We start from the raw sequence: 25235 nt of genomic DNA, 5'->3' as shown, positions 1-25235 counted from the left end.
TGCCGGGCGGCAGAAAAAGAAAGGCGGGAAACCCCGCCTGATTTCGTTATTGCTGCGGCTGCCGCTCAAACTGCGGCGGTGGCTGGCGGAAACGCCGGGTGAGGTACACCAGATATCCAAAGCCCAGCGCTGCCCAGATCAGCCCCATAGTCAGAGAACTTTTTTCCAGGTTCAACCACAGTACCGCCACCGTCAGCGCACCAATCAGCGGCAGGATCAGGTAGTTGAACCGGTCCTTCCAGCTTTTGTTGCGCCCCTCGCGAATAAAGAAATGGCTGATAACCGACAGATTCACGAAGGTGAAGGCCACCAGCGCGCCGAAGTTGATCAGCGCCGTGGCGGTGACCAGATCAAAAGACAGCGCGGACAGCGCCACCAGCCCGACCATCAGCACGTTCAATGCCGGCGTGCGCCATTTCGGGTGGATATAGCCGAAGAACTTTTCCGGAAACACGTTATCGCGCCCCATCACATACAGCAGCCGTGAAACGCTGGCGTGCGAAGCCAGGCCGGAAGCCAGCGTGTTGATGAAGGTGGTGCACAGGAAGATGGCCTGGAACAGCTTGCCGCCCACGTACAGCGCGATTTCCGGCAGCGCCGCATCCGGCTGGTGAAAACGCTGAATGGACGGGAAAAACAGCTGGATAAAGAACGACACGCTGATAAAGATCACCCCGCCGTACAGCGCTGTCAGGAAAATTGCGCGCGGGATCACCTTGGCGGCATTGGGCGTTTCTTCACACAGGGTGGTGACCGCATCAAAACCGAGGAACGAGAAGCACAGGATGGTAGCGCCGGTGATAATCGGCAACAAATGCGCATTCTCGCTGATGAACGGCTGCAAACTCCATACCGTTCCTACCCCTTCGCCGCTGTGCAGGCCGTGCACCACCAGGTAGATAAACACCAGAATAATCGCCACCTGGGCCAGTACGAACAACGTATTGAAGTTCGCCACCAGATTGACGCTTTTCAGGTTAATCGCCGTCATGATGATCACGAACCCCACGACCCAAATCCAGGGCGGCACCTCGGGAAACAGCGCGGTCAGGTAAATTTTCGCCAGCAGCGTGTTGATCATCGGCAGGAACAGATAATCCAGCAGCGAGGACCAGCCGACCAGAAAGCCGACGTGCGGGTTGATTGCTTTCTGCGCATAGGTGTAAGCAGAACCTGCGGTCGGGAACTGGCGTACCAGCTTGCCGTAGCTGATGGCGGTAAACAGCACCCCGGCCAGCGCAAACAGGTAGGAAGAAGGCACATGGCCGTCGGTGACGCCGGACACGATGCCGAAAGTATCGAACACCGTCATCGGCGTCAGATACGCCAGGCCCATCATCACCACCTGCCACAGCTTGAGGGTTTTGCGCAGTTGCGGCTTGGCCGCCGGATTACGGTCAGTGGCATTAATCGTCATAGCGCTTCCCCTCGTTGTCCTCTGCTGGTAACCGTTTAACGTCATTCAGAGAGGCCGCGGGGGAACTGCTGCTCGGGCGGCGGGAAAAGCGATACGAAAGTAAACGAGCTCGGCCAGCGAATGGCCCGTATTCACTGCGGCACGGGCAAACGCCCGCGCTGACTGACGGAAGGGTAATGGCTGTCATGATTATTTCCTCGCCGGCGTCCTGTACGCCTGTATGGAAGAAATGCGGTACCGCGACGCGCAGCTTCGCAGGCCACAGGATAGCCGGCGCAAATGCGCCAGACGCGCGCGGTAGGTTCGGATTGAGCGGTGTCAGGCGTTTTTCAGCATCCACTCGATTTCGGTCTCGGTGATCAGGCGCTCGAACTGCACCATTTCATCCGTTTTGCAGGCCAGGTAAACATGGCTGAACCTTTCGCCGAGCAGCGCATTCAACACCGGCTGGTGCTCGAACTCGTACAGCGCATCGCTCTGGCGGATCGGGAACGCCAGTCCTTCCTGCTCCAATCCGTTGCCGGTCACCGGCTCTTGCAGCGGCAGCGGCGTTTCCAGCCCGTAAACAATGCCCGCCAAAATGGTCGCCATCACCAGATAAGGGTTGGCATCGGCACCGGCAACGCGGTACTCCACGCGGTGATTGTCGCGATCGCCACAGGGGATGCGCAGCGCCACGGTGCGGTTGTTATGGCCCCAGGAAGCCTGGGTCGGCACGTACATGCCCGGCTGGAAGCGGCGATAGGCGTTAACGTTGGGCGCCAACAGCGCAATAGAAGAAGGCATCAGGGCGATCATCCCCGCCAGCGCCTGCTTCAGCAGCACGGAGTCCTCGCCGTCGTCATCGGCCAATACGTTGTTGCCCTGTTTGTCGAGCATGCTGATATGCACGTGCATGCCGCTGCCGGCGTGTTCTTCATAGGGCTTGGCCATAAAGGTGGCGTGCATGTTGTGATTTTCCGCCACCATGCGGATCAGGCGCTTCAGCGCCAACGCGTGATCGCAGGCTTGCAGAACGTTATCGGTATGATGCAGGTTTACCTCAAACTGGCCGGGAGAGGCTTCCGCCACCGCCCCGTCCGCCGGGATGCCCTGCAAACGCGCCAGCTCGTCGATGTCGCTCAGCACGTCGGCGAAGTGATTAAGGTTGTCGACGGAATACACCTGGCTCTGGGTATTGCGCTCCTGAGTACCCGGCGCGCACGGCGGCTGAAGATAGCCCTCCGAGTCGCGCTGGCGATCGATGAGATAGAACTCCAACTCTACCGCTACTACGGGGGAAAGCCCGCGCTGACGCAAACGCTGCCACACTCGGTTCAGCACATTACGCGGTTCAACGTCAAAGGGAGTACCATCTTCATCCAGCATGGTGAGCAGTACCTGGCCGATATATTGCGGATCCGCCGCCGACGGCGTCAGCGTGCCTGGCACCGGCACACAGATATGATCCGGCTCACCCAGTTCCTGCCCCAGCCCGGCTTCTTCTACTACGTTACCGAGAATATCCATCGCAAACACCGAGGCCGGGAAGTAACAGCCCTTCTCCAGCTTGCTCAGGCCACCGACAGGTATGCGTTTGCCGCGGAAGCTGCCGTTGAGATCGGTCAGCAGAACGTCAACGTGCTGAGTCAATGGATAACGTTCCAGGTACTGCTTCACTTCACGCTGGAACGCGCTACTTCGCCTTTCTTCGTTGTGCTGAACAAAGTTTTCCACTTCTACTATGTTGGTCTGCATGATTCACCCGCCATTTATGTTTTTGTCAGTGGTTCCCACACCTATTGCCGTCGATATTTTTTGACCATCGCGTTCAATATAATGCCCACCAATGAAACATAGTTGCAACAATTTTGTTTTGCAAGTGTTAATTTGAGTTTGAATATTGCCCATTTGACTGCTAGATTTATAAAATATTGAACGAAAATGGTACTGGAGAAGCTTATCGTTCATAATTTCGAACAACCCAAGGGGACAGTATGGGCAATATATTTAACAGACCGATGGTCGGCGTAGTGATGTGCAGGTATAGGTTAAACGAGCATCTCACTCAGACCTTGCAAGAAAAGTACCTGAATGCAGTCATCACCGCCGGAGGGTTGCCGATCGCCCTGCCACACGCGCTGGCGGAGCCCGCACTGCTGGAAGAATTGCTGCCGCACCTCGACGGCATTTTGCTGCCCGGCAGCCCCAGTAACGTGCAGCCGCACCTTTATGGTGAAAACGGCGATGAGCCTGACGCCGATCCCGGGCGAGATGAATTGAGCCTGGCGCTGATTCGCCATGCGCTCGACAGGCGCATTCCCCTTTTCGCCATTTGCCGCGGCATGCAAGAGATGGTGGTTGCCACCCGAGGCGCTTTGCATCGCCGATTGTTCGAACTGCCCGAACTGCTCGAACACCGTGAAGACCACGACCTGCCGCTGGATCAACAATACGCCCCCGCCCACGAAGTCATCGTTCAGGAAGGTGGGCTACTTTCGCAACTGATACCGGATTGCAACAGATTCTGGGTCAACTCACTGCACGGGCAAGGGGCAAAAACCCTCGGCCCCAACGTCCGCATCGAAGCCCACGCCGCCGATGGGCTGGTGGAGGCGATCAGCCTGCGTGACCAGCCCTTCGCGCTGGGCGTGCAATGGCACCCGGAATGGAACAGTGAGGAGTACGCCCTGTCGCGCCTGTTGTTTGATGGCTTCATTACCGCTTGCCGGCACTACCAAAAGGAAAAACGCCTATGAGCGATGTCAGCTTGGCACCGGGAAAACGTCTGTCGCAGATCCGCCAGCAATTAGGGTTGTCACAGCGCCGCGCCGCCGAACTGTCTGGATTAACCCACAGCGCCATCAGCACTATCGAGCAGGACAAGGTCAGCCCGGCCATCAGCACGCTGCAAAAACTGCTGACGGTGTATGGGCTGTCGCTGTCGGCGTTTTTCGCCGAGCCGGAAAAACCGGATGAGACGCGGATTGTCATCGATCATGAAGACCTGATCGAGATTGGCAGCCAGGGGGTGTCGATGAAGCTGATTCACAACGGCGACCCCAACCGCACGCTGGCGATGATGATCGAAACCTACGAGCCGGGCACCACCACCGGCGAACGCATCAAACATCAGGGGGAAGAGATCGGCACCCTGCTGGAAGGCGAAGTGCTGCTGCAGGTCAACGGGCAGAACTATCACCTGTTGGCCGGCCAGAGCTACGCCATCAACACCGGCATTCCCCACAGTTTCAGCAACACGTCGGCGCGGATTTGCCGGATTATCAGCGCCCATACGCCGACGACATTCTGATCAACGGAGCAAGGCATGGACTTCCATCACCTGCAGTATTGGCAACACCGGGCGCAAGCCCTGAATATTGAAAACCGACTGTTTATTAATGGCCGTTATCAACAGGCCGCTGAAGGCGAAACCTTTACCGTGGAGGATCCGGCCGCGCAACGCGAATTGACGCAGGTGGCGCGGGCGAGCAGCGCCGATATCGATCTGGCGGTCAGCGCGGCGCGCGAGGTGTTTGAGCGCGGCGAGTGGTCACGGGCCGCACCGGCGCAACGCAAGGCTACCCTGCTGCGACTGGCGGCATTGATGGAGCAGCATCACGAAGAGCTGGCGTTGCTGGAAACGCTGGATACCGGCAAGCCGATCCTCCACAGCCTGCGCGACGACGTGCCCGGCGCTATCCGCTGTCTGCGCTGGTACGCCGAAGCCGTCGACAAAGTCTACGGCGAAATCGCCCCCACCGGCAGCGACGCGCTGGCGTTGATCGAACGCGAGCCGATCGGGGTGGTTGGCGCTATCGTACCCTGGAACTTCCCGCTGCTGCTGGCCTGCTGGAAGCTCGGCCCGGCGTTGGCCACCGGCAACAGCGTGATCCTCAAACCTTCGGAGAAATCCCCGCTGAGCGCGATCTATCTGGGCAAGCTGGCGCAACAGGCCGGGTTGCCGGACGGCGTGCTGAACATCGTCCCCGGTTACGGCCACGATGCAGGCAAGGCGTTGGCGCTGCATAACGACGTCGATGCCCTCGCCTTCACCGGCTCCACCCTGGTTGCCAAACAGCTGATGATCTACGCCGGTCAATCCAATATGAAACGGGTATGGCTGGAAGCCGGCGGCAAAAGCGCCAATATCATTTTTGCCGACTGCCCGGATCTGGACAAAGCGGCACAGAGCGCGGCGGCGGGTATCTTCTACAACCAGGGGCAAGTGTGCATCGCCGGCACCCGGCTGCTGGTGGAAGAGAGCATTCAGCAGGAATTCTTGCAAGCCCTGCGCAAGCATGCGGCAGCCTTCGTGCCGGGGGATCCGCTCGATCCTGCCACGGTGATGGGCACGCTGATCGATCAGGCCCACTGCGAAAAAGTGGCCGGTTATATCGAACAAGGGTTGAGCCAGGGCGCAGCGCTGTTCCTTGACGGCCGTGATCACCCGCGTAGCGGCCATGCCGGTTATCTCGGCCCCACCATTCTTACCCTGGTGGATAACGCCATGAGCGTGGCGCGCGATGAGATTTTCGGCCCGGTGCTGGCGGTGACGTCCTTTAACGACGAACGGCAGGCATTGCAGTTGGCCAACGACAGCGAATACGGCCTGGGCGCCGCCGTCTGGACGCGCGACCTGTCCCGCGCCCACCGCATGGCTCGCCAGTTGAAAGCCGGTTCGGTTTTCGTCAATAACTACAACGACGGAGACATGACCGTGCCGTTCGGCGGCTACAAGCAAAGCGGCAATGGCCGCGACAAATCGCTGCACGCGCTGGATAAATTCACCGAACTGAAAACCACCTGGATTTCGCTGGAATAAGGGCCCCCATCATGACTGAACACGTAAAAAGCTATTATGCGGCTTCGGCCAACAGCCATCAGCCCTACCCGCAACTGAATGAATCCATTGAATGCGACGTTTGTATCGTCGGCGGCGGCTACACAGGTCTGTCTTCGGCGCTGTTCCTGGTAGAGGCCGGCTACAACGTGGTGGTGCTGGAATCCGCCCGCATCGGCTTTGGCGCCAGCGGCCGTAACGGCGGGCAGTTGGTGAATTCCTACAGCCGCGACATAGACGTCATCGAAGAGCGCTATGGCGCAGAAAGCGCCCGGGTGCTCGGCAGCATGATGTTCGAAGGCGCAGAGATCATTCGCAGCCGTATCAAGCGATACGCCATCGAATGCGACTATCGCCCCGGCGGCATCTTCGCCGCGCTGAACAACCGGCAATATCATGCGCTGATCGAGCAGAAACAGAATTGGGAGCGCTACGGCAATACCCAGTTGGAGCTGTTGGACGCCGGGCGCATCCGTGAGGAAGTGAACAGCGAACGCTACGTCGGCGCTCTGCTGGATCACAGCGGCGGCCATATTCATCCGCTGAATCTGGCGCTCGGAGAAGCCGAGGCTATTCGCCTGCAGGGCGGGCGCATCTTCGAGCAGTCCGCGGTGACCGACATCCGCCACGGCGAACCTGCGCTGGTCAGCACCGCCGGTGGCCAGGTGAAGGCCCGCTATGTGATTGTGGCCGGCAATGCTTATCTGGGCGACAAGCTGGAGCCCCGGTTGGCGAAACGAAGCATGCCGTGCGGCACGCAGGTGGTCGCTACCGAACCGCTGGCGCCGGAAGTGGCGCAGTCGCTGATCCCGCAAAATTACTGCGTGGAAGACTGCAACTACCTGCTGGATTATTACCGCATTACCGGCGATAACCGCCTGCTGTACGGCGGGGGCGTGGTGTATGGCGCACGCGATCCGGACGATATCGATAATTTGATCCGGCCAAAACTGTTGAAAACTTTCCCGCAGTTGAAAGGCATACGCATCGACTACCGCTGGACCGGCAACTTCCTGCTCACGCTGTCACGCATGCCGCAATTCGGCCGGCTGGAAAATAATGTGTATTACATGCAGGGCTACAGCGGCCACGGCGTGACCTGTTCCCATCTGGCGGGCAAGCTGATTGCCGAGCTGATGCGCGGCGATGCGGAACGTTTCGATGCCTTTGCCAAGCTGCCGCACCTGCCGTTTTTCGGTGGCCGCAACCTGCAAATCCCGTTCACCGCGATTGGCGCGGCCTACTACACGCTGCGGGACCGGATGGGGGTGTGATGCCAGGGGCCCAGCATGCTGGGCCCTTTATGCCAAGGATCAAACGATCTTCGGTTGGCCGTCTGATGCGGTCGCGCCGCCGTCAACCGGGATGTTGGCGCCGTTGATAAAGCTGGCGTCGTCGCTGGCCAGAAACGCCATCACCGCCGCCACTTCTTCCGGCTCTGCCGCACGCCCCAACGCAATACGCTCGTTGAACTTGTCGCGGATCTCCTGCGGCCAGCCATTGGTCATATTGGTTTTCACCAGGCTCGGGCACACCGAGTTCACGCGTACGCCGTCGCCGCCGTGATCCAGCGCCATGGCGCGCGTCAGGTTGACCACCGCCCCTTTCGCCGCGCAGTAATATGCCGCGCCCCAGTCGCCACCCAGGCCGGATACCGAGGCGGTGTTAACGATACAGCCCTTGGTTTTCAGCAGATAAGGCATGGCGAATTTGGAACAGAACACTACGCCGTCGATATCCACCCCGGCGATGCGCCGCCAGTCGGCCACGCTGGTTTCCAGCACTGTACCCGCCACGTGCACGCCGGCATTGTTCAGCAACACGTCGATACGGCCCAGTTTTTCCGCCACCTCTTTCATCATCTTTTCAACCGCAACCGGGTCGGAAACGTCGATGTGCACCGCCATCGCCCTGCCTTTCGGCAGCGAAGCGGCAACGGTATCTACCGCGTCCTTCGCCCAGTCCGCCAGCACCACCACAGCGCCCTCGGCGGAAAATCGGCGTGCCGCCGCCTCTCCCATCCCATTGCCTGCGCCGGTGATCACTACCACTTTATTGTCGAAACGCATGAAACCTCCTCCATGTGAATGTATTTCTATAAATCATACAAATCCTGCTGAGGCTCAAGGATAAAACTCATGAAGGGCAAGGGCCAGTCAAAACGTGCGGTTTATTAACCATAAAGAGGTATCTCCTGCCAATTCAATGCGACAGGCCCTGCATTATCGGAATTAAGCCAATACATTGATAGAATTGATAAAATAAAGACGTGAAACTGTTTTATCGAGGGATTATCAGCGTTCTATAAGTTCAACAACTGCCCTATAGCGCCACTGGTAAGATAAGGGACGGTAATGGAAAATCATCGCCGTCCCGTTTAGCGACGGCGATAAGCAGATTTATTTCTTGTCGATGGGGACCACCAGCAGATCAACCTGCAGATGGTTGATGGCCTGTCGCGCCGATGACATCAGCCGGCTCCAGATATCCTGGTGATGGCCAAAAATCACCAAATCAATGCCCTTCGCTTTCACCGCCCTATTCAGCTCTTGCGTCAATTCGCCGCGCCCAATAATCACCTCTTCAACCGGATAGGAGGACTGGCCCTTGATCGCGTTCAGCGTATTTTTCACGCGTTCCGAAAAAGTAGAGTCGGTGTAGTTGTATTCACCCACGCCCAGTTCGGCGTAATAGCCGGTACGGTGGATATCGATATAGATCAGGGATAGCCTGGCATTGAGAGCGCCGGCCAGCCTGGCGCCTTTACCGAGCAGAAACTCCGCGTCTTCGCTGAGATCGGTTGCGACAACGATATGTTGATAAGCCATGATGCTGCCCTCCACATTGCGCTGATGAACAGAAATGGCGCCCCGACAGGGGCTTTTCACTCGTTTCCTCTACAGTTCAAGTTTAGTTCAGCGCCAGGATTACCGCTTATCGGGCCCCGGCGGTTCTGGCCATGGAACGATGCACTCTGACCGACAGGCATAAAAAAACCCCGGCGTTTAGCCAGGGTCATCAATGTTTGCCGGTTACTTTCCCGGCTGTCATGTTATGGCGTAAGCGTCCATCGAACACTCCAACGTTACGCAGCCTAAGCACAACTTTTTCACAACAGAAAAAAAGACTGAATCAGTGTCGTTATTAACGTGGCGACGCCAATCTGTTTTTCTGTTGAGAATATTTACCGCAACTAAAACAGAGCGAAATATTCAGCTTTAAATAAACTCCGGGTAACCCCGGAGTTTATTCGGGCAACTTTTTATTTCTCATCCGCTCCGGCTCAAGCCATCATCGCTATCGCAAGAAATAAAACATTACCTTAAAATTATAAAACCACTACGTTGCCTGCTGAAGGGCCTTTTGCACCACTTTCGATGGTGAACTCAACGCGCTGGCCTTCATCAAGAGTTTTGAAATCATTGCTCTGAATGGCAGAGAAGTGCACGAACACGTCTTTGCTGCCGTCTGCCGGAGAGATAAAACCAAAACCTTTACCCGCATCAAACCATTTTACCAAACCAGTCATTTTAGTAGACATAGATATTTCCTTTATATTTTGAGACGCCATACGGCGATAGAGGTCTGTTTTTGTTGGAAACTTATTGGGCACTAGAGAAGGTAATTCGCGGAAGAAGAGGTATCTATGGGATATCACTAATACTGAGAACTGCTTTACTAAAACTGCTTTCATAAGGTCTGTACTACAAACCGATGACGCTATTTACACACAGCTGAATTATTTAATCAAGGGATATTTATAATTATATTTACTTACACGATGAATTTATTACGCTCCCCCGCGGAAAACTCACCGCCGAGAAAGGCGACATACAGACGGAAGACAAATTTTCGCTCCGCACGTTATCAGGATGGATTATGGCCGCGATTCATTATAAAACTGCCGGTATGTTCCTTTCTGAATCGGCCGTAACATGATGATCGATATGCCCGCAGTAATCGCCGTCTTCACCCTGTATGTCGTCGGCGTAGTCGTGCCTGGCCCCAATTTTGTCGCCGTAGCGCATAAAGCCGTCTCTGCCCGCCGAACGGAAGCCTTCGCTCTGGTAGCCGGCATAGTGCTGGTCAATCTGTTCTGGGCCAGCGGCGCAATTCTCGGCATCGACCTGATTTTTGCCCTGTTCCCCTGGCTGGCGATGGCGGTCAAAATCGCCGGAGCCGGCTATCTGATTTGGTTTGGCTGCCGCCTGTTCGCCAAGGCAAAACCCGCCTCGGGTTTGATAAACCCCGACGCCCGTGCAAAAAGCGGATCCCGCGTCGCCTTTCTGCAGGGTATCGCGACCAATATTTCACGAGGCGTACCAACGGGAAAATCCGTTTAGACTTAAATAACTGCACTCCGGCAGGCTCTCTCGGTATTTATCTACGGCTTGAACATGGCGCTCAGATGACCCTTTTTGTCACCGTTGCTTTGATTTTTTGCTGATATAAAGGTGAAGGGCTGCCGGGTACGCGCTGTTAATACCCCTGTCCAGCTGTCATGTTTTAGTAACAAAACCTTAACCAATCAATAAGTTCTCGACAACGGCGCATCGCAGTTGCTAGGATCGTTATAGTAAAGCACCAATATAGTTACCTAGGTGGTTGTCACGGGATGGTTATGATTTACAAAAAGACAGTGGCTCTGGTAGCCCTTGCTATCAGTCTGACGGGGTGTCAGCCGACGCCGCCCAGCTATGTGTCAAACGCTAATGCGCTGCTTGAAAAGCAAATTACCCAAATCGCCGGTAAAAACGCCCAGTGCAAGTACACCAGTAAAAACGGTTTCTGGCTTTCCGCTTGCTCTTCGCCCGATACGCACGCTTCCCCTTTGTTCGCGCTGTTCGAACCGGAAGGCGTGATGCAGGCCAATGATAATCTGGCGATTTTTGTTACACCGGTCAATGAAGATGCCCGTTACTTCACCCAACAGCCGGGTTTCACTATCCCGGTAACGACTCGGGAAATCCCGGTCAATGCCGATGCAGTGATCAACTCACTGGCCCCAGCGACACGCTAGTTTTTCTGGCCGTGTCAGGAGGAGCAAGTGCTCTTCAATGCGCTTAACCGATAATCGCAATACCCAGCCGTTCCATGATCTGGAACGCCTGATAACCGTCCAGTTTTACGCCCTGCAAATCGACGCCGCGCACGTCCAGCTCACCCAATTCAGAATTGGTCAGATCGCAATGAGTAAAGTTGGCGGCACGCCAGTCGAATGAAGAAAATTCGCCGCCGGAGAGATCGGAGCCGCTAAAGGTCGCGCCGAGGACCTGCGCCCCATTCCAGCGGTTTTCCCATAGCTCGCACTTCTCCAATACCACTTTCGAAAAGTTGGCGTAGCTGAGGTTGGTTTTGGTGATGTAAGCGCTGCAGAACCAGGTCCGCGCGGTGATCATGTTCATAAAACTGGCACCGCGAAAATCGGCGCCCTGGGCGCGACACTCGCGGATTTCAATGCCCAGCGCGCTGGCGTTTCTGAAGTCCGCCATCGATAAATCGCAGCTTTTGAAGCTGGCGTCTTTCAATAGCGCGCGGCTGAAATTGCCGCCTTGCTGGCTCTCGCGATCATAAAACTGACAGTCGATAAACTCGGTGCCGGTCAGATCCGCTCCCGAGAAATCGCAGTTGTGAAAAATGCCGTTTTCAATCTTCTCACCGGTAAACCGGTTACGACCAATTTTCTCGCCATCCAAAACCAGCGCCATGCAATCCACCTGTTTATTTATACAGTCCGCGGTGCATTATAAGCCGATCCTTTCGGCCAAGAAAACCGCTTTGGCGTATTTTCCTCGCCAAAAGGCACAAAAAAACCGGCAGGTGGCGGGAGGGGATTTATGCTTGCCTGACCCTGATGCGGTTCATGTTCAGACCGGCGGTCTGAGCCTGTAATGCCCCCTGTGCAATCAAGGCGTACAGACGGAAATTCAGAAAGGCATCCCCCACCGGATAAGGCGAATTCACCATCGCTTCGCCCACCACCCGCGAACCCTGCGTGTAATCTGCGGGGCAGGCATCCAGCAATTGGCGGTCGTGAAAATCCTGCGCCTGGCCGCGAACCGCGTTTTCCGCAAAGATCCGCACCGGGGCATTTTCCGCCAGCAGACGTTGCCAGTCGGCGGTGAGTGTCGTTTTGTCTGCCGAGGTCAGTTCACGTCGGCGGATCCACAAGGGTTCCAGCATTTCCGCCGCACAGCAGTGGGTGCTCGCCCGCCCAGTGTGTTCGGTTACGTTGACGGTAAAGACAGGGAGTTCGCCAAGCAGTGGCAGCAACGCACGCAGCATCAGCTGTTCATCGGCGTTATTGCCGACCCACAGCGTCACTTGCCCGGTAACGGCGGCAAGCTGCGCTTTTAACCTCGTCATCCCCGCCTGACATTCTTCGGAAGTGTCCCACTCAGGCGCGTGAACGGATTGGTACAATTCGCGCATCCAGCGGGTTCTGGCCTGCAACGCACCATCGTCGTCGAGCGCATACAGCGGCCCGAATGACAGCCGGTCGGGAAAATCCAGTACGTCTTCTCCCGGGTAAGCCAACCGTACGCAACTGCCCGACAGTGCGATATGCACATCCTTCATCAACGCTCTCCTCACGCTCTTTCTTAAGATAATCCTGAGGTCGATTTTACAACTTTTCCCGTTTCGCTCTATGACAAACAATCCGAATATGCCGGACAAAAAGCAAAAAAACCGCCCAAAGGGGGCGGTTGATTATGGGCGGCAGGAGCTTACTTCAAGGCTTCCTGTATGGCATCCACCAGGGGGCCAATATGCTTTTCAGCCGCTTTCAGTTGAAAATCCACGCCCCATCAGTGGGCGTTACGGCCCTTCATGGCAACCCGGAGACATTTTGGCCATCGCTAAACGCCACCTTGACGATGCTGAACTCGCGCGTGCGATCGGCATTCGCGGTATCGGCAAAGAGGCGAGGATAACGTGAATTGACAACCCAAACCTCACCATCCTTGACTGCCGCCGCAGTGGGTCCATCCAATCCCGGCGGCGTGACAACAGCGGTAATGCGCGCGCTAGCCCAACCGTCGGATGAAGAAAGCAGTGTCACATCCCCCGACATGCCCTGTCCGGTGCCAGGGAAAGACTGTACCACCACCAGGGTGTCGGGGTTTTTAAGACGTAACCCGTCGGGCCCTTTCAAACGCTGTGGCAGCTTGATTTCGCTTAGAGCGTGCGTCCCATCCAGCGCCACCTTCCACAACAGACCACGGGAATAGTCCCCGGCGATCAGATAGCCGTCCGGGTGGAAAACAATTCCGTTGAGATAAGGTTTCGCCCCCGACGCCGCTGTGGTCGTGGCGGGCATCAGACGTTCGGAACGCACCAGTATCGAAACCGCCTTGGTTGCCTGGTCGATTTTATAAATCTGCGGCTGGAAACTATCGGTAACGTAGACATTGCCTTGCGCGTCGAGGGCCAGATCGTTGGCGAGCGTCGGTCCTTTGCTCAACGGCGAGAAATCATAGACATGTTGCAGCGCACCTGTGTCGAGATCAAACTCAAGCACCTGCGCCACGCGATTGTGCGTACCGGGTGAAGACCTGAGCGCAATGCCTACATCTTCGTTGCATACCAGCACGCGGTTGCGCACGGCGTCAACGACAATGCCGGAAGTCGTGATCTGTGAACGGTCGACGGCGAAATGCCTGTAGCGCCCATCCTCATAAACCAGGCCGATCTGCCCGCCACGCAGCGACGAAACCAGAAACGCCCCGGCGCGCTCATTCCAGGCAATGCTCTCGGGGTATCCCCCAGCGGCATCGGGCACAAAGGTGATAACCTGCGCGCCCTGGGTCGGCGCGGCAGCCGCAAAGAACATGACGAAACTGACCAACAGCGTAATACCACCAAAGCGCAGTGGTGAAGTTGATGATAGGGTATGCTTGAACATGACAGGGAACCTGGTAATTAACCGGATCTGCATAGTAGGTGGGTGCTGAAAACGGCACTAGTCGGGAAAAAGGCAATAAGCTAATGAAAAAATCACAGCAATCATGCGATGGCTGTGCGCTCAACGCGGTTTGCCAGCAAAGCTGGCACAAAAAAACCGCCCAAAGGGGGCGGTTGATTATGGGCGGCAGGAGCTTACTTCAAGGCTTCCTGTATGGCATCCGCCAGGGGGCCAATGTGCTTTTCGGCGGCTTTCAGCTGAAAATCCACGCCGTTGCCGTCGTTGGTATCGGACAGGGTGGCCTTGATCAACTCCAACGCCACCTGCACCGCCACTCGCCTTTTATGCTGTTCGTCCGTGACGGGTTTGGAGCTCATCGTCGCCGGGTAGTATTGCTCTAACATCCTTCTCTCCTTGTGATTAGGCCAACCCCTACCCTATCAGCCTTTCCCCCTTTCTCTAATGAGGCTGATCACTGTATCGTCCCTCTGGCGTCTGGGTGACGAAAAAACGAACTAAAATGGGACGAGCCGAGGCTCCACCGCGCTTGCGGGGCTTTAGCGAAACTCAACCCAGCTGGCGCCGGCATCGGCGGAACGCACGCAGTTTTCCACCCAGCGCACCCCCATCGCCCCAGCATGCACGTCGGGGTACCAAAAATCCGCCAGGAAAGCCTCGTCCCGCCGGTCGGTGGCGTCCATCGCCAGCGCAAAACGTCGGTACAGATTTGACCAGGCTTCAAACAGCCCCTCGGGATGCCCGCCGCCAATCCTGTCGTCCGCCAACGCGGCGTGATCCAGGTAAGGCATGCCGCGCTCCAGAATGCGCACCGGCTCGCCCTGTACTTCAAAACGCATCTGGTTAGGCTGTTCGTCCCACCATTCCAGGCTGGCCTTCTCGCCGACGATGCGTATCTTCTGCCCGTGCATCGAGCCGCTGTTGACCGCGGAGCACCACATAGAGCCAACGGCACCATTGTCGTATTCCATCAGCACATAGGCGTTATCTTCCAGCGGCGCGCGGGTTTTGACAAAGCTCTGGCGGCTGCACATCAGGCGTTTGACCTTCAATTGCGGCGCCATGGTTTCCGCCAGGAATAACGGATGTGTGGCCAGGTCGCCCAGCACATAGCTCGGGCCGACAAAACGCGGGTCTACCCGCCAGCGCGTGCTGGGGTTTTCCTGCTCCACCGCCGTGGCGTGAAAACCGTGAGAGAACTGCATGTTGATGATGCGAATGTCGCCCAGCAGGCCGTCGGCAATCATCTGCCGGGCCTGCAAAATCAATTGGTGGCCGGAATAGCCGTAGGTGACGCCGATAATTTTATGCTGCCTTTGGCTCAATTCGACCAGTATTTGCGCCTCTTCGGCGGTAAAGCACAGCGGTTTTTCGCACACCACGTGCAGACCCGCTTCCAGCGCCGCCTGGCAAATAGCAAAGTGGGTGTTGTTTGGCGTGGCGATGGAAACCGCCTCGATGCCGTCTGCCCTGGCGGCTTCCTCCCGAAAGAGCGTGGCGTAATCCGGGTAACAGCGCTCCGCCGCCACTCCCAGGCTTTGCCCAAAGCTGCGCCCGCGTTGCGCGTCAATATCAAAGGCGCCCGCCACCAGGCTGAAGGTACCGTCGCGCAGCGCCGCAGAACGGTGGATATAACCGATTTGGCTGGTGCCACCACCGCCGACCATGCCCCAACGCAGGGAGCGCTCCAGAGGTTTAATGCCGTTGATCATCACGTTTCTCCTGATTAAAAACCGACTGTTCGCAAATAATTAAGGCTTTCCGTCACATCCTGCAGGCTGCCCTGCACGTTGCGCGGATCGCGCTCCTGCTCAATGGTGATCCAGCCCTGATAGCCGTGCGCCGCCAATAATTCGCGCACGGCTGGATAATCAATTGCACCCTGCCCCAGTGGGCACATCACCCCTTCCGCGCAGGCGGTAAAGAAATCCAGCCCGCGTTTCAGCACGTCATTGAACACCTGCGGGTTAACATCTTTGAAATGCAGGTAATCAATCCGGGAGAAATAGCGTTCGAGCCAGGCGACCGGATCCATACCGGAGTAATACAGGTGGCCGGTATCCAGGCATAATCCGGCGGTTTGGTGCGGAATTTGGCTAACCAACAGCTCGATTTCATCGGCGAACTCGATACAGCCGCCGGCATGCGGATGGATCACCGGCCTGACGCCATATTCCTGCCAGGCAATCTCGCTGACCGTTTTGATGTGGCCGATCATCCGTTTCCAATCCGCATCGCTCAGGCGCGGCGCCAGTGCATACTGGCCGGCCAATTTGGCCCGCTGCGGATTGCCGAAATCGATAATCACCAGATACGGCGCTGAGAAAGCCCCGCCCTGAGTGTTCTGCGCTTTAGGCGCCTGCGACAGATTGCGGCAAATGTTGTGCGTCAGCGCGAGGATATGGCTGAAGTTTTGCTCGCTGACCAGATCGTCAAAAATGGTGCCTGCCACCAGCGAAAGGCTGTGCCGCTCAAGTTCAGCACTCAAAGCCGCGGCCTCGATCGGCAAGTACCCCCACGGCCCCAGCTCAATGCTGTGATAGCCGGCGGCGCTCGCTTCCTGCAGCACTTTCTGATAAGGCGGAAGATAGGGATTTTTAGGGTCGTCCACCCCCCAACTGCAGGGTGCATTGGCAATAGGTAAATTCATCGTTGTGGTTCCGTTTCAGGCAGCATGTCGCGCCAGTATCAAACAAATATTTCGAAACCAACAATAATGAAACTTTCATTTTTTGATGGAGATCGCGTTAAATTTGATAGTCGTAATGATAGTTTTTTATCAAACACAGACAGACCGCGATCCGCAAGACATCGGCGACAACTCAGAGGGCAACGGCCCGCAGCGGGGCCCGGCGATCAGATATTTTCTTTGGTGATCAGATCAAAGCGGTTAATGATCTGCATAAATCCAGGGTGTTCGCCGCCGGCGGCGGCGACAAAGGTGTTGATGACCGACGCGGCGAATTCATGAATGCGATGCGTCAACATCAGATCCAGCGTGCCGTCGATCAACGCCATCTCCGCGTTTTCCACCGGGCCGTGACAAACCAGCATCACCTCGTGCTGCCTGCCGCTCTCCCGCAACGCGGCGATAATCCCTTCCACGCCGCCGCAGGGCGCGTACAACGCCACCAATTCGGGGCGCTGCGCCAATATGCTCAAGGTTACCTGTCTGGCGCTTTCGGCCCGTTCATGGCTGCGTAGCGGCTCCAGCACCCGGTGGCCACTCAGATGTTCGCGCAGGTAAGAGCGAAAGCTGATTTCGCAACTTTCCTGGCACAGGAAGCGATTATCGCCGATGACAACCCCGATTTCCCCCTGTTTTCGGCACATACGCTCTACCGCCCAGGCAGCGGTGCGGCCGGCCTGTTGATTATCCAGGCCCACATAACCGGCCCTGCTGTGCACCGACAGGTCCGACAGCAGCGTAAACACCTTGACGCCCGCGCGGCTGGCCTCTTCGACCGCATAACGGATCATCGGGTTATCCAGCGCCACGACCCCCATCACATCCACGCTCTGGCTCAGTTGCGTAATGGCAGCGGCGGTATCGCCTACCGCGCTGATATCATGAAAAACGAACTGCGGCGGGTGGGCCAGATCGTAGTACGGCGCGGCCTGTTCCAGCAGGCTTTCCGCTAACTGCGCATAGAAAGAATGTTCGCGTTGCAACAGGATAAAACCCATTTTGAGCCGCACCGGCGACTGCCCGGCCGCCTCAAACAACCGGTGAGACTTTTCGCGGGCAAAGCCCAGTTTTTTCGCCGCTGCGATAACTTTGCGTTCCGTTTCCGGCCGTACCGACGCTCGCCGGTTCATCACCCGGTCAACCGTAGCAATGCCGACCCGTGCCTCCCGGGCAATGGCGCTCATGGTGGTTTTCTTGCCTGCCATATTCTGCCTCATCATGATTTTGATAAAAACTATCATGGCATCTATGACGGAAGAAACCCGGTCTGGGGTTTTGTGTGATCGGGCGCGCTAATAGCGATTTGAGTCGTTGTGGGGATCAAATAAGGGTGAAGCGCCTGATGGGTCAGGCGTGATGAAAGACATCCGATCTGAGCGGGAGATTGAGCGGCCGGCGTTTAAGCTTATGGATCTCCGCCGTACTTTCCTCATCCGAACGCAACCTCTGAATAGCGTAATTTTATTTTTTTATCCGCCGTGTTCAGCATACCCTGGCAAATCACTACAGTTATCTTGATGGATATGGCCAATGGTGCTCCAACCCTGACAATGACAAAGCGCCCGTGGCCATCAGGTAAATCACCAAACCGCCAAAAGCGATCGCAACAATTATCTCAATAAATTTAAGTCGTTTATGCTCAGTCATACACCTACCTCTTAGTTTCAGGTGAAAATGCGCTCACATAAAACGTAGATAACCCACCCCTTATCATCAAGGTAAACTCACAAAATGAAACACAATCAATAAGACTTATTGATAATTTACACAAAAATCCGTAAACAAATCGGCTTACAGGCCAGAGAACCGCCGCTCACCAACAATCAGCTAACTGTTAAGGCATTGTGATGCTATGGTTTGTTTTTCACTGCTCGTCAATGTCGGTGAGCGCCAAGATTCACCGATAAAATCTATCATCAGAGGGACTGCCATGATGTCTAAAGGTATTTCAAAGGGATTCTTTATTCTGATCCTTTTCATCGTAACCGCCGCTTTTCTGGACGTATTGGGTCCCTATTATTCGTCGGTGCTATGGGCCATCATATTAGCCGTGATTTTCCACCCGTTGAAAAACAAGCTTAAGCAATACCTTGGCGACCGCAACGGCCTGGTCTCATTGTTAACACTGCTGGTGATCTGCCTGATTGTGTTTACCCCGTTGGCGATCATCGCTTCGTCGCTGGCGCTTGAGTTCAACGTTCTCTACGAAAAACTGCAGAACAACAATACCCAACTGCCTGCGATGCTGGCCGACGTGATGCGGCATTTACCCAGCTGGGCACGGCATTTTCTGGCGGAGCATAACCTCGACAGCGCCGCGGAAATACAAAAGCAGCTTTCCGAGGTGGCACTCAAGGGCGGGCAATTCCTGGCGGGCAGCGTATTCCTGATCGGCAAAGGCACGTTCAACTTTGCCGTCGGCTTTGGCATCATGCTCTATCTGCTGTTCTTCCTGCTCAAAGACGGCCCCTATCTGGTGACCCTGGCGCTTGAGGCGCTGCCGCTGTCCGAGCACGTTAAACACCACCTGTTCGTGAAGTTCGCCGCCGTGTCCCGCGCTACGGTGAAAGGCACCGTGGTGGTGGCGATTGTGCAAGGCGCCCTCGGCGGCCTGGCATTTTACATCACCGGCATCGATGGCAGTTTGCTGTGGGGCGCGCTGATGGCCTTCCTCTCCATCATTCCCGCCGTCGGTTCGGCCATTATCTGGGTACCGGCAGCCATCTATTTCTTCGCCACCGGCATGCTGTGGCAAGGGGCGTTCCTGGTCGGGTTCTTCGTGGTGGTTATCGGGCTGGTTGACAATATTCTGCGCCCGCTGCTGGTCGGCAAAGATACCAAGATGCCGGATTATCTCATCCTGATTTCCACGCTGGGCGGCATGGAGATTTACGGCATCAATGGCTTCGTTATCGGCCCCTTGATCGCCGCACTGTTCATCGCCTGCTGGAATATCCTTTCCGGCCGCGACAGCGAGGAAACCACCGATGAGATTGATGAAGCCTTTATCGAAGAAGGCAAGAATCATCCTGATGCGAGTTAAAAGGTGTTGAAGCAGAGATGGTGTTGATTCCGGGGGGCCTGCACAGGCCCCCAACGTTTGCCATCGCGTTACACCGCCCCTCTTATGCTATCTTGAGCCTGCTAAATGAAATAAGGTCGTTGCTTATAAAAAAACGGGAGCCCTAAGGCTCCCGTTTTTATTCAAATTGACCCTGCCTGAATAGCGTAGACAGGTTTTCCCCTCTCATTGAGGTGCTCAGGGGCGGAATTCCAATAGAGGATTTTTCAAAGCATCATAAACGGCTGGTGAAGGCGATTTGGGAAAACGGGCATTTGCGGCCGCCTTTATCGCTGCACGGCAAAGATCAGGGTCACCTTCTTCGGCCCGCGCATCTAAAAGCATGCCATCCGGTGCCAGCATAATTCTTAAAGCGCATCGCTTACCGGCATATGCACCAACGTCCAGAAAACTGCTTTGAATGGCGGATTGTATCTGCGCGGCATACTGGCGGGCCTCCGCCCCAGGTTCAGGCGCAGTTTTACCTTCGAAGGCGGCAAAAATCTCATCAACACCCTTATCAGACGGCACAGGTTTAATCGAAGAACTCGTCTTTGTACACCCCGTCAACAACAGCGCGGCGATAACAAGCGATAATGCCGGCGCGCAAATCCCAAACCCCAGATGAACTCTCTTCATGATTCCCTTCTTTATTGAATATCCACAGGAAAGAAGAATAAACCAATACAGGCAAATTTAAACGGCCTTAGATCAAGGTATTGCAAACCCACATGTTGTTGTTTCGCTTCAATGATGCGAGCACGCAGGGATATGGGAGCCGTACATTTGCAGTGCTGAGGGATTGAGCTACCAGCCGTAACGGGTCGGCGATACGGCTTCTATCAACTATACGGCGGTGTTCGCTGGGACTGAAATGCAAAAAGGCAACACTAGAGTGCAGCCCTGTGATTACGCGATTTGTAATCGACTTTTCAATGGTGAATGCCGCTGTGTGGCATTACTGGATGGATGACAGGTAGGTACATTGATTTGTGATATCACTGCGCCAAGACTTCCCCTTATCCTTAACCTTGCAGTTATGTGCGTCTCGATGACTTAACACTTTACCGGTGCAGTTCTTCGCGCTATACACGTGCCGGCAGCCGCAGACGCGGTTAAAGGAAGTAAGAGGCAGGATGTGTTTGCATTGTGGTTGACTGAGGCTAAAAAGATAAAGGCCAAGCATAAGCTCAGCCCTGTAATTTGGATTACTATTACGTTTTTATTTAAATGCTCAATACATAGAATCTCATTAACAATAGGATCGCCAAGCTCTGAATAGTTCAGCAAGAAAGACACTCTATAATCTCTATCAGTCATTAATTATGTTAAGTTCATCATTAAAATTATATTCGTCACAATCGCCAACTCAGACTTATATGCTTCGCCATTAAGGAACTCCGAAAACTTATCTCTTAGCAACCTAAGATTTTCGGACAAATCATCATTAGGTTTATCCTTGAGATAAACCATGCATCTTGTATGAACTTCGCTCATTACTACTATTATAATCTTCTTTTGGGTATTATCCTCGTCATCATTCAAATTTTTTGGCATAATTATAAGTGTATTGTTAAATTTAATAAGTGCCTCAATGAGCTTTATTTTTTTATCTTCGGTATATTGTTTCTTCCAAGTATATAGTGCTCTTTTAGCGAAAATTAAGGTTATCAATGAAATTATTAATGATACGACTGTCACAACAAGAGTATAAAACGCAAAGTCAGCTGAAGCCTTAGCTGCGAGCATTGACTCGTATGAAATAATGTCAGCATCCATCATCACTCCCTTTAATTATTGAATGGCTTTATCTCGTTATAAAAACGCATATTCACCATCACCAAAAAAAATTAGATTAACACAAAAACACTGGCAACAAATATATCACTGCATCGTAAAAAACACACATCACCACCACTTATATCACAAAAATAATTATAATTGTAAAACTAATTTATGCAACGACATGAAGCATCATATTATACAACAATACAACATCAAAATTTAACCCGCCATAGATAATTGAATAAAAACAAAAAGTAAACTATAATTACTTTTTTCTTCTAACAAAAAAGGGTTTACGCCATGGATAGAGTTGACTATCAATCGCTAGTAGTACAAGACTTAATAAACATCCGCAAGTCAGATGAACTTGATTTAGCTCCATGGTACCAACGCAGATCAGTATGGACAACAGCACAAAAATCTTATTTAATTAACACTATGTTCGAACAAAAACCTATCCCTGCAATTTACATTAGACATTCATTAGATTTAATTAATTCAAAAAGCATTAAAGAAGTTGTAGATGGACAGCAAAGATGTCGAAGTATAATTTCTTATGCAAACAATGAGTTTCCAGCCAAACATCCAAAATATAAAAAGAAAATAAGAATAAATGAATTAACCCAAGATGACCGGCAAAAATTCTTATTAACATCATTACCTGTAGGCTATCTACTTGGTGCATCTGATAGTGATGTAATCGATATCTTCGGTCGAATAAACTCAATCAGCAAGTCATTAAACTCTCAAGAAAAACGCAATGCTGCATACAGTGGAGAAATGAAACAATTCTGCTTAACTCAATCATCCTCACGGATAAATTTTTGGCGTGACTATAGTATATTCTCGTCAACAGATATATCTAGAATGAACGAAGTTCAATTTACTTCAGATTTAATTTACAATATTATCAATGGACTATCCGACTTTAGTAACACCTATTTAGATAAAATGTACAGAGAGTATGATGACGAATTTAATGACGAAACAAAAATAACAGAGAGACTTAACGCAACATTCGATAAACTATCTGAGATTGAGCCAAGAAAGTTCTCTGATACTATCTTCAATCGCCAACCACTATTCTTTTCTCTTTTCTTAATCATTGATGAAATGAAAATTAAGAGCAAAAATAAAATTAGTGAAGTAATCGATGAAATAGATTCAAGATTTAATTCCGACAATAAATCTCAAAATGACATTTTATTTCAGAATGCTTGCTCATCGACAACTCAACGGATTGCGCAAAGAAGAATTCGCGCAGACTATATAAAGGGTTTTCTCTAATGCCCATACCTAAATTGAGTATCACATTACGAAACTCACATTATGCATTGGATCGCTTGTTATGGTATAGAAGAGAGTGCATTTTATTAGATGCCAGGCATCAACACATTATATCCGAAATGATTATGCTAAGAGCATTTTCAATATTAGAATTACACATTTCAGAAATAGCTTTCAAAGTGGCCTCTGGGGCATGCTATACCAATACTACACAACCAATTACTTTTGTAAAATGCAAAAGCATTGCTGGGGCACGCAATCTTTTTTTAACATTTGGCCGTCAAAAACCCATTATGAATTTGAAGTGGACCAAGGCAAAATATATAACAGACAGTGTAAAGTACGTCATTGATGAAAACGATTTTTATATAAAAAATGTAAATATACACAGTCATTTAATTAATGAAATGAGAATTGTCAGAAATGTATTAGCACATCGCAGCAAATCAGCCAGGGATGATTTTCGCGCATTAATAAGAACTGTTTATGGGGCTCAAAACCACATAACACCCGGTGCATATTTAGCGACAACACGACGGGGGCAAATATGTAATATAGAACGCTACATAACCTCATCAAAAATAATATTAGATGATTTATGTAAAGGTTCGTAACCATACGGAATAACATACCCCCTAACACTGACCGCTTTATTGGACCTTAGAAAAATATCACATCGCCTATGCATATTTATATTATGCAATCTCAAAAGCCCCTTATCTACTTACATAACATCGTCCTGGTTAAATTAAGCCACCAATTTAGTTTCTGCAATTATCAACATCTTAGAAATAGCATTTGGTGCGCACTTCAAGCATAAGAATAGTTCTCACGGACGAAACCAATCTGTATAGGCTCCTCCACAGTGAGTACTTTTCAATCGACAAAAACGGGAGCCCTAAGGCTCCCGTTCTTATTCAAACACCAAACACAATTACATGTGTTTAACGATAGCGTCGCCAAACTCTGAACATTTCAGCAGCTTAGCGCCTTCCATCAGGCGTTCGAAGTCATAGGTCACGGTCTTGGCAGCGATTGCGCCTTCCATGCCTTTAACGATCAGGTCAGCCGCTTCGAACCAGCCCATGTGACGCAGCATCATTTCTGCGGACAGGATGATGGAACCTGGGTTCACTTTGTCCTGGCCCGCATACTTAGGTGCGGTGCCGTGGGTCGCTTCGAACAGCGCGCAATCGGAACCGATGTTGGCGCCCGGTGCGATACCGATACCGCCAACCTGTGCAGCCAGGGCGTCGGAGATGTAGTCACCGTTCAGGTTCATACAGGCGATCACGTCGTATTCCGCCGGGCGCAGCAGGATTTGCTGCAGGAAGGCGTCGGCGATCACGTCTTTAACCACGATCTCTTTACCGGTGTTCGGGTTCTTGATTTTCAGCCACGGGCCGCCGTCGATCAGTTCGCCGCCGAACTCTTCGCGCGCCAGTTCGTAGCCCCAATCCTTGAAGGCACCTTCGGTGAACTTCATGATGTTGCCTTTGTGAACCAGGGTCACAGAGTCACGGTCGTTGGTGATGGCGTATTCGATCGCCGCACGCACCAGACGTTTGGTCCCTTCTTCGGAACATGGCTTGACGCCGATGCCGCATTGTTCCGGGAAGCGGATTTTCTTCACGCCCATTTCGTCGCGCAGGAACTTGATCACTTTGTCCGCTTCGGCAGAACCGGCTTTCCATTCGATACCCGCATAGATGTCTTCGGCGTTTTCGCGGAAGATCACCATGTCGGTCAGCTCTGGCTGTTTAACCGGGCTAGGGGTGCCCTGGTAGTAACGCACCGGACGCAGACACACGTACAGGTCCAGCTGCTGGCGCAGAGCCACGTTCAGGGAGCGAATACCCCCACCGACCGGGGTAGTCAGCGGGCCTTTGATGGCAACGCGGTAGTCACGGATCAGATCCAGGGTTTCTTCCGGCAGCCACACGTCTTTCCCGTAAACGTGAGTGGATTTTTCACCGGTGTAGATTTCCATCCAGGAGATTTTACGTTCGCCGTGGTAGGCCTTTTTCACAGCCGCATCAACCACGTGAATCATAGCAGGGGTAACGTCAACGCCGATGCCGTCGCCTTCGATGAATGGGATGATCGGGTTATTCGGAACAACCAGTTTACCCTGGGCATCGACCGTAATCTGTTTACCTTCTGCCGGAACTACTACTTTGCTTTCCATCAACCTCTCCTTCAAGCGCAATTTTTGTTAATGCTTTGTAAGATGCGTGTAGATACTACTCG

The 25235-nt window shown here is 53.3% G+C and carries 24 protein-coding genes; 9 read left to right on the top strand and 15 right to left on the bottom strand.

Features of this window, described 5'->3' with window-relative positions:
• Window positions 1-46: 46 nt before the first annotated feature.
• Together JK621_RS08900 and JK621_RS08895 are read right to left on the bottom strand one after the other, a co-directional pair.
• Window positions 47-1417, bottom strand: coding sequence for an APC family permease (locus JK621_RS08900; RefSeq protein ID WP_212559476.1), 1371 nt, complete (start codon window positions 1415-1417; stop codon window positions 47-49).
• A gap of 318 nt (window positions 1418-1735) precedes the next feature.
• On the bottom strand, window positions 1736-3154 hold the full coding sequence (locus tag JK621_RS08895; protein ID WP_212559475.1) for a glutamine synthetase family protein: 1419 nt from the start codon (window positions 3152-3154) through the stop codon (window positions 1736-1738).
• Between the two features lie 239 nt (window positions 3155-3393).
• On the opposite strand from JK621_RS08895, the gene puuD reads away from it, so the two are divergent.
• From puuD to JK621_RS08875, 4 genes are read left to right on the top strand one after another with little or no spacing between them, the layout of a single operon-like run.
• On the top strand, window positions 3394-4155 hold the full coding sequence (gene puuD / locus JK621_RS08890) for a gamma-glutamyl-gamma-aminobutyrate hydrolase (RefSeq protein ID WP_212559474.1): 762 nt from the start codon (window positions 3394-3396) through the stop codon (window positions 4153-4155).
• Window positions 4152-4709: an HTH-type transcriptional regulator PuuR gene (puuR, locus tag JK621_RS08885; RefSeq protein ID WP_006320460.1), complete on the top strand. Its 558-nt coding sequence runs from the start codon at window positions 4152-4154 to the stop codon at window positions 4707-4709. Before puuD ends, puuR begins: the two co-directional genes overlap by 4 nt.
• A 15-nt stretch (window positions 4710-4724) precedes the next feature.
• On the top strand, window positions 4725-6221 hold the full coding sequence (puuC, locus tag JK621_RS08880; RefSeq protein WP_212559473.1) for an aldehyde dehydrogenase PuuC: 1497 nt from the start codon (window positions 4725-4727) through the stop codon (window positions 6219-6221).
• An 11-nt stretch (window positions 6222-6232) separates the two neighbouring features.
• The gene (locus tag JK621_RS08875; protein WP_212559472.1) at window positions 6233-7513 is read left to right on the top strand and encodes an NAD(P)/FAD-dependent oxidoreductase; all 1281 of its coding nucleotides are present in this window, start codon (window positions 6233-6235) and stop codon (window positions 7511-7513) included.
• Window positions 7514-7552: 39 nt separating this feature from the next.
• Here JK621_RS08875 and JK621_RS08870 read toward each other — a convergent pair whose 3' ends face one another.
• The 3 genes from JK621_RS08870 to cspE form a co-directional block, all read right to left on the bottom strand.
• Window positions 7553-8308 (bottom strand): SDR family NAD(P)-dependent oxidoreductase, encoded by a 756-nt coding sequence (locus JK621_RS08870; protein ID WP_212559471.1) that lies wholly within the window; start codon window positions 8306-8308, stop codon window positions 7553-7555.
• 330 nt (window positions 8309-8638) lie between these two features.
• Window positions 8639-9067, bottom strand: a complete 429-nt coding sequence (locus tag JK621_RS08865) for a universal stress protein (RefSeq protein ID WP_212559470.1) — start codon at window positions 9065-9067, stop codon at window positions 8639-8641.
• A gap of 500 nt (window positions 9068-9567) precedes the next feature.
• Window positions 9568-9780, bottom strand: coding sequence for a transcription antiterminator/RNA stability regulator CspE (gene cspE, locus JK621_RS08860; RefSeq protein WP_004943356.1), 213 nt, complete (start codon window positions 9778-9780; stop codon window positions 9568-9570).
• A 406-nt stretch (window positions 9781-10186) separates the two neighbouring features.
• On the opposite strand from cspE, the gene JK621_RS08855 reads away from it, so the two are divergent.
• Entirely contained in the window at window positions 10187-10582 is a 396-nt protein-coding gene (locus JK621_RS08855) for a LysE family translocator (RefSeq protein ID WP_249337163.1), read from the top strand.
• Between the two features lie 278 nt (window positions 10583-10860).
• Entirely contained in the window at window positions 10861-11259 is a 399-nt protein-coding gene (locus JK621_RS08850) for a hypothetical protein (RefSeq protein WP_212559469.1), read from the top strand.
• Between the two features lie 43 nt (window positions 11260-11302).
• On the opposite strand, the gene JK621_RS08845 is transcribed toward JK621_RS08850, so the two are convergent.
• The 7 genes from JK621_RS08845 to JK621_RS08815 form a co-directional block, all read right to left on the bottom strand.
• Window positions 11303-11947, bottom strand: a complete 645-nt coding sequence (locus JK621_RS08845; RefSeq protein WP_212559468.1) for a Qnr family pentapeptide repeat protein — start codon at window positions 11945-11947, stop codon at window positions 11303-11305.
• Window positions 11948-12074: 127 nt separating this feature from the next.
• Window positions 12075-12818, bottom strand: coding sequence for a DUF3658 domain-containing protein (locus tag JK621_RS08840; RefSeq protein WP_212559467.1), 744 nt, complete (start codon window positions 12816-12818; stop codon window positions 12075-12077).
• Between the two features lie 250 nt (window positions 12819-13068).
• Window positions 13069-14145, bottom strand: coding sequence for an SMP-30/gluconolactonase/LRE family protein (locus tag JK621_RS08835; RefSeq protein WP_212559466.1), 1077 nt, complete (start codon window positions 14143-14145; stop codon window positions 13069-13071).
• A 194-nt stretch (window positions 14146-14339) separates the two neighbouring features.
• The gene (locus JK621_RS08830) at window positions 14340-14549 is read right to left on the bottom strand and encodes a hypothetical protein (RefSeq protein WP_212559465.1); all 210 of its coding nucleotides are present in this window, start codon (window positions 14547-14549) and stop codon (window positions 14340-14342) included.
• A gap of 153 nt (window positions 14550-14702) precedes the next feature.
• The gene (locus tag JK621_RS08825) at window positions 14703-15875 is read right to left on the bottom strand and encodes a Gfo/Idh/MocA family protein (protein WP_212559464.1); all 1173 of its coding nucleotides are present in this window, start codon (window positions 15873-15875) and stop codon (window positions 14703-14705) included.
• 14 nt (window positions 15876-15889) lie between these two features.
• Window positions 15890-16813, bottom strand: coding sequence for a TIM barrel protein (locus JK621_RS08820; RefSeq protein WP_212559463.1), 924 nt, complete (start codon window positions 16811-16813; stop codon window positions 15890-15892).
• Window positions 16814-17019: 206 nt separating this feature from the next.
• A complete protein-coding gene (locus tag JK621_RS08815; RefSeq protein WP_212559462.1) occupies window positions 17020-18057 on the bottom strand; it encodes a LacI family DNA-binding transcriptional regulator in 1038 nt (345 codons plus the stop codon).
• 725 nt (window positions 18058-18782) lie between these two features.
• Between JK621_RS08815 and JK621_RS08810 the strand changes: the two genes are divergently transcribed.
• Complete coding sequence (locus tag JK621_RS08810) at window positions 18783-19895, top strand: AI-2E family transporter (RefSeq protein WP_212559461.1); 1113 nt, start codon at window positions 18783-18785, stop codon at window positions 19893-19895.
• Window positions 19896-20111: 216 nt separating this feature from the next.
• Here the strand turns inward: JK621_RS08810 and tolA are convergent, their stop codons facing one another.
• Together tolA and JK621_RS08800 are read right to left on the bottom strand one after the other, a co-directional pair.
• Window positions 20112-20552 carry a cell envelope integrity protein TolA gene (tolA, locus tag JK621_RS08805; RefSeq protein ID WP_249337162.1) on the bottom strand — a complete coding sequence of 147 codons (441 nt, stop codon included), beginning with the start codon at window positions 20550-20552 and terminating at the stop codon, window positions 20112-20114.
• A 684-nt stretch (window positions 20553-21236) separates the two neighbouring features.
• Entirely contained in the window at window positions 21237-21695 is a 459-nt protein-coding gene (locus tag JK621_RS08800) for a hypothetical protein (RefSeq protein ID WP_212559460.1), read from the bottom strand.
• Window positions 21696-21998: 303 nt separating this feature from the next.
• On the opposite strand from JK621_RS08800, the gene JK621_RS08795 reads away from it, so the two are divergent.
• Both JK621_RS08795 and JK621_RS08790 read left to right on the top strand, forming a co-directional pair.
• Window positions 21999-22985 (top strand): DUF262 domain-containing protein, encoded by a 987-nt coding sequence (locus JK621_RS08795; RefSeq protein WP_212559459.1) that lies wholly within the window; start codon window positions 21999-22001, stop codon window positions 22983-22985.
• Window positions 22985-23599, top strand: coding sequence for a hypothetical protein (locus JK621_RS08790; protein WP_212559458.1), 615 nt, complete (start codon window positions 22985-22987; stop codon window positions 23597-23599). The genes JK621_RS08795 and JK621_RS08790 overlap by 1 nt, the downstream gene beginning before the upstream one ends.
• 320 nt (window positions 23600-23919) lie before the next feature.
• Here JK621_RS08790 and icd read toward each other — a convergent pair whose 3' ends face one another.
• Window positions 23920-25173 (bottom strand): NADP-dependent isocitrate dehydrogenase, encoded by a 1254-nt coding sequence (icd, locus tag JK621_RS08785; protein ID WP_004943319.1) that lies wholly within the window; start codon window positions 25171-25173, stop codon window positions 23920-23922.
• Between the last annotated feature and the right edge of the window lie 62 nt (window positions 25174-25235).

The sequence above is a fragment of the Serratia plymuthica genome (genome assembly GCF_018336935.1).
Taxonomy (GTDB): Bacteria; Pseudomonadota; Gammaproteobacteria; order Enterobacterales; family Enterobacteriaceae; genus Serratia; species Serratia plymuthica_B.
Note: the sequence above shows the minus strand (reverse complement) of the source record. Positions and strands in the feature narration are given on the sequence as shown.

Excerpts from the sequence above, each read along its gene's own strand:
- JK621_RS08895 (WP_212559475.1), bottom strand. The coding sequence starts at position 3,154 with ATGCAGACCAACATAGTAGAAGTGGAAAACTTTGTTCAGCACAACGAA.
- puuR (WP_006320460.1), top strand. The coding sequence starts at position 4,152 with ATGAGCGATGTCAGCTTGGCACCGGGAAAACGTCTGTCGCAGATCCGC.
- JK621_RS08855 (WP_249337163.1), top strand. The coding sequence starts at position 10,187 with ATGCCCGCAGTAATCGCCGTCTTCACCCTGTATGTCGTCGGCGTAGTC.
- JK621_RS08795 (WP_212559459.1), top strand. The coding sequence starts at position 21,999 with ATGGATAGAGTTGACTATCAATCGCTAGTAGTACAAGACTTAATAAAC.
- JK621_RS08800 (WP_212559460.1), bottom strand. The coding sequence starts at position 21,695 with ATGATGGATGCTGACATTATTTCATACGAGTCAATGCTCGCAGCTAAG.
- JK621_RS08840 (WP_212559467.1), bottom strand. The coding sequence starts at position 12,818 with ATGAAGGATGTGCATATCGCACTGTCGGGCAGTTGCGTACGGTTGGCT.
- JK621_RS08820 (WP_212559463.1), bottom strand. The coding sequence starts at position 16,813 with ATGAATTTACCTATTGCCAATGCACCCTGCAGTTGGGGGGTGGACGAC.
- JK621_RS08900 (WP_212559476.1), bottom strand. The coding sequence starts at position 1,417 with ATGACGATTAATGCCACTGACCGTAATCCGGCGGCCAAGCCGCAACTG.
- JK621_RS08790 (WP_212559458.1), top strand. The coding sequence starts at position 22,985 with ATGCCCATACCTAAATTGAGTATCACATTACGAAACTCACATTATGCA.
- JK621_RS08870 (WP_212559471.1), bottom strand. The coding sequence starts at position 8,308 with ATGCGTTTCGACAATAAAGTGGTAGTGATCACCGGCGCAGGCAATGGG.
- puuC (WP_212559473.1), top strand. The coding sequence starts at position 4,725 with ATGGACTTCCATCACCTGCAGTATTGGCAACACCGGGCGCAAGCCCTG.
- JK621_RS08865 (WP_212559470.1), bottom strand. The coding sequence starts at position 9,067 with ATGGCTTATCAACATATCGTTGTCGCAACCGATCTCAGCGAAGACGCG.
- icd (WP_004943319.1), bottom strand. The coding sequence starts at position 25,173 with ATGGAAAGCAAAGTAGTAGTTCCGGCAGAAGGTAAACAGATTACGGTC.
- JK621_RS08845 (WP_212559468.1), bottom strand. The coding sequence starts at position 11,947 with ATGGCGCTGGTTTTGGATGGCGAGAAAATTGGTCGTAACCGGTTTACC.
- puuD (WP_212559474.1), top strand. The coding sequence starts at position 3,394 with ATGGGCAATATATTTAACAGACCGATGGTCGGCGTAGTGATGTGCAGG.
- JK621_RS08815 (WP_212559462.1), bottom strand. The coding sequence starts at position 18,057 with ATGGCAGGCAAGAAAACCACCATGAGCGCCATTGCCCGGGAGGCACGG.
- JK621_RS08825 (WP_212559464.1), bottom strand. The coding sequence starts at position 15,875 with ATGATCAACGGCATTAAACCTCTGGAGCGCTCCCTGCGTTGGGGCATG.
- JK621_RS08810 (WP_212559461.1), top strand. The coding sequence starts at position 18,783 with ATGATGTCTAAAGGTATTTCAAAGGGATTCTTTATTCTGATCCTTTTC.
- JK621_RS08875 (WP_212559472.1), top strand. The coding sequence starts at position 6,233 with ATGACTGAACACGTAAAAAGCTATTATGCGGCTTCGGCCAACAGCCAT.
- JK621_RS08835 (WP_212559466.1), bottom strand. The coding sequence starts at position 14,145 with ATGTTCAAGCATACCCTATCATCAACTTCACCACTGCGCTTTGGTGGT.
- cspE (WP_004943356.1), bottom strand. The coding sequence starts at position 9,780 with ATGTCTACTAAAATGACTGGTTTGGTAAAATGGTTTGATGCGGGTAAA.
- JK621_RS08850 (WP_212559469.1), top strand. The coding sequence starts at position 10,861 with ATGATTTACAAAAAGACAGTGGCTCTGGTAGCCCTTGCTATCAGTCTG.
- tolA (WP_249337162.1), bottom strand. The coding sequence starts at position 20,552 with ATGAAGAGAGTTCATCTGGGGTTTGGGATTTGCGCGCCGGCATTATCG.
- JK621_RS08830 (WP_212559465.1), bottom strand. The coding sequence starts at position 14,549 with ATGTTAGAGCAATACTACCCGGCGACGATGAGCTCCAAACCCGTCACG.